General features: G+C 48.6%; 3 protein-coding genes. All 3 read left to right on the top strand.

Annotation, left to right across the window (positions count from 1 at the left end; genetic code table 11):
* A partial coding sequence (locus tag FJZ26_05010; protein MBM3229766.1) for a minichromosome maintenance protein MCM occupies nt 1-1,994 on the top strand: 1,994 nt, incomplete at its 5' end.
* A 112-nt stretch (nt 1,995-2,106) separates the two neighbouring features.
* Entirely contained in the window at nt 2,107-3,024 is a 918-nt protein-coding gene (locus tag FJZ26_05005) for a hypothetical protein (GenBank protein ID MBM3229765.1), read from the top strand.
* A gap of 157 nt (nt 3,025-3,181) precedes the next feature.
* Nucleotides 3,182-3,469, top strand: a 288-nt coding sequence (locus FJZ26_05000) for a translation initiation factor IF-2 subunit beta (GenBank protein ID MBM3229764.1), incomplete at its 3' end; no start/stop codon positions are given.

The following is a 3,469-nucleotide window of genomic DNA, read 5'->3' as shown; positions in this document are numbered from 1 at the left end:
AGCAGATTAACGAGCTTGTTACAAGTTATCCAGGAAAAAGAAGCCTGCAGCTGGATTTTGCCGAGCTTGCAAGATTTGACCCTGATTTGGCAGATGCGCTATTGGAAAACCCCGACGACTACCTGAAGGCCGCAACACAGGCGCTTGTTGGCATGAACCTTTCGATGCCTGAAACAGGTTTTGAGCCGCATGTCAGGGTATTCAATGTCCCAGGCTCCGAGCTTATGGTGCAAAACATCTCCTCCACGCACATAGACAAGCTGATTGCGGTGAGGGGGGTTGTCACAAAAAGGGCAGAGGTGCGCCACAGGGTTAAAGTTGCAGTCTACGTCTGCTCGCTATGCAACGCCTCCTACAAGGTGCCCATGACTGCCAAGAACTCTGCCGCACCTACAACCTGCGACAGCTGCAAGCGCCAGACTTTGAGCCTGGTGCAGGAAAAGTCTTATTTTGTCGACCTTCAAAAGGCAGAAATCCAGGAGCTTCTTGAAAGGCTCAAGGGCGGCGCGCCGACTGCACGGCTTGAGATAATAATAGAAGATGACATGGTAAACAGCTTTACCCCAGGCGACACCCTTGAGTTCACAGGCATTATGAGGATAACCATGCCGCCAAAAGCCAAGGGAAAGGCAACGCCGATTGCGCAAGTTTATAGCAGGTATCTTGAGATTGTCCATGTGCGAAGGCTGCAGCGGGACTTTGAGGAACTTGACATTGACGAGGATGAGAAGAAAAAGATACTGGACATGGCAAAGGGGGTCAACCTATACCGCTCGCTAATCAAGTCCCTTGCCCCAGACATTTACGGGCACGACCAGATTAAGGAGGCCCTGTTGCTTCAGGTATTTGGCGGCACAAAGGACAAGATTACAAAATCAGGAAGCAAAATCAGGGACGACATACACGTGCTTCTCATTGGCGACCCGGGTGCTGCAAAGACAAGGTTTTTGCAAAACGTTATTGACCTGGCCCCAAAAAGCACATTTGTGTCAGGCAAATCCGTGACTGGAGTCGGCCTTACGGCAAGTGCGGAAAAGGACGAGCTTGGGGAGGGTGGATGGACTTTGAAGGCAGGCGCACTTGTGCTTGCATCAGGCGGCATTGTTGCAATAGACGAGTTTGACAAAATCGATGACACCGAGCGGGCTGCAATGCACGAGGTCATGGAGTCCCAGACTGTTTCAATTGCAAAAGCCGGCATTGTGGCAAAATTCAACGCAAAAACCGCGATACTGGCTGCGGCAAACCCCAAGCTTGGGCGCTTTGACCCAAACGACCTGCCAGGCAAGCAGTTTGAAATACCGCCGACCCTTCTTTCAAGGTTTGACCTGATTTTCCCCGTATTTGACAGGATGGATGAAGAGAAGGACACGCGGCTTGCGCAGCACATTTTAAGGATGCACCAGAAGGCTGCAACAAAGGAGCAGGAGGTTCCTGATATTGAGTTAATTGAAAGGCCGATGCTTCGAAAGTACGTTGCATATGCAAGAAAGCACATCTATCCGATACTGACAAACGAGGCTGCGGACAAAATCAGGGACTTTTATGTAAGGCTGCGCTCCGAGAGCGCCTCAAAAGGCGGGGCTGTTCCAATTACCGCAAGGCAGATTGAAGGGCTTATTAGGATGAGCGAGGCTTCGGCAAAAATCAGGCTTTCGGACAGGGTGGAGATAGAGGATGCCGAAAGGGCGATAAGGCTTGTGAATTACGTGCTTGAGTCTGTCTACATGGACAAGACTACCAAGGCAATAGACATTGACATCGTGGCTACAGGCATACCAAAGTCGCAAAAAGACAGGATACAGACTGTTGTCCAGATAATCAGGCAGCTGCAGGCAGAGTACGACACGGTTGAGGTTCAGAAAGTTGTTGACGAGGCTTCAGCAAAGTACGACATAAAGGAAGATGCTGTAAAGCGGATAATTGACGACTTGCTTTACAAAGGCGAACTATACAAAAAGGAGCATGGGCATGTGAAGCTTGTCAACCCCTGAAGGAAGAAACTGGCTTGAAGGCCCAAGGCAGGAGGGGGAAAGCCAGGCTTGGGGAAAAGGCAACTGATTTATAGCCCAAGCTCCAAATTGGAGGAAAGGCTGCGGTGAGATTATGAAACTTTCTGTAATTGACAAAATATTGATTATGTTCATAGCCACGCAGTTGCTTGGGGTTTATGTTGGAAGCCAACTTGTGGAAAATGCAAAAATCATTCCTGAATTCAAGGAATTTTCAGTTTCCCCAGTCAAGGGCAACCCTGACAGCATCCTCAACTCGGTAATAATGATTGGCTACATTTTGGCAGGCGCAGGCATTATGCTATTGGTGATAAAGTATTACAAGGGGGCAATGCTGTTCAACCTGATTGAGTTTGCAGTCATTTTCTCCGCCTCCAATATAGTTTTTTTCGTGCTTCTTTTCAAGGCGTGGCAGGCAGGCGCAGGGCAGGCCTTAAGCGCAGACTTACTCATACTTTTCACCCTGGGGATTTCGTTTGGCTTTGCGGCCCTGAAATTCCTAAGGCCAAAAACAAAGAACCTGGCTGCCGTTGTTTCAAGTGCGGGGGTTGGAGCCATATTTGGCTTTTCAATAGGGTTTTACCCGACGCTTCTTTTGATTCTGCTGCTTTCTGCATATGATTACCTGGCGGTTTTCAAGACAAAGCACATGGTGACAATGGCAAGGGAGCTGGATGTCAGGCAGATGTCATTTGCAGTCAGCGCAAGGGAAGTGAAAAAGGTGATGCAGGAAAGGATGGTGGGGAAAAAGAAGATTGTTGAGGAAGTCGAGCAGGAGGGGGCGCGGCTTGACCTTGGGACAGGCGACTTGTCCATACCTGCAATGCTTTCCGTGTCGGCATATGCCTTTGGCGGGGCGGCGGTGGCATTGGCCTCTGTTATCGGCTCAAGCATTGCAATTTACGTGCTTTTGAAGTTTGTAAGCGAAAGGCGGGTGTTTTTGCCTGCCTTGCCACCAATTTGCCTTGGAGGGGTTGCTGCAATACTGGTCGCAAGATTTGCCGGGCTTTGAGAAAATTACAGGGATTTACAGACGTGCTGCTTTATAAAGACCAGCTTGCATAATTACAAAATCGAGATTAGCTAGCAATAGTTAACTGCATTTGAGAAACTGCACAGAATAGCCCAACTTGAGATAACAAACAGGTAATAAATTGACAGGCAATATTATGGACTATGAAAAGCTTTTGGACCGGGCGTATGCAGCTTTGCCCCACAAATCAGAGGTTTCCGAAAGGTTTGAGATGCCAGTTGCAGAGACATTTCTGCAGGGAAGCAAGACTATATTCAAGAACTTTGACTCAATAGTGGGCAAGATTAGGCGCGAGCCCGAGCTTCTTACAAAGTACTTTTCAAAGGAGCTTGCAGTGCCCTGCACGGTTGCAGGGGGCAAGCTGACATTGCACGGGAAGTTCTATGACAGGACAATAAATGAAAAGCTTTCAGATTTCATAAAT

The sequence above is a fragment of the Candidatus Parvarchaeota archaeon genome, from assembly GCA_016866895.1.
GTDB lineage: Archaea > Micrarchaeota > Micrarchaeia > Anstonellales > VGKX01 > VGKX01.
Note: the sequence above shows the minus strand (reverse complement) of the source record. Positions and strands in the feature narration are given on the sequence as shown.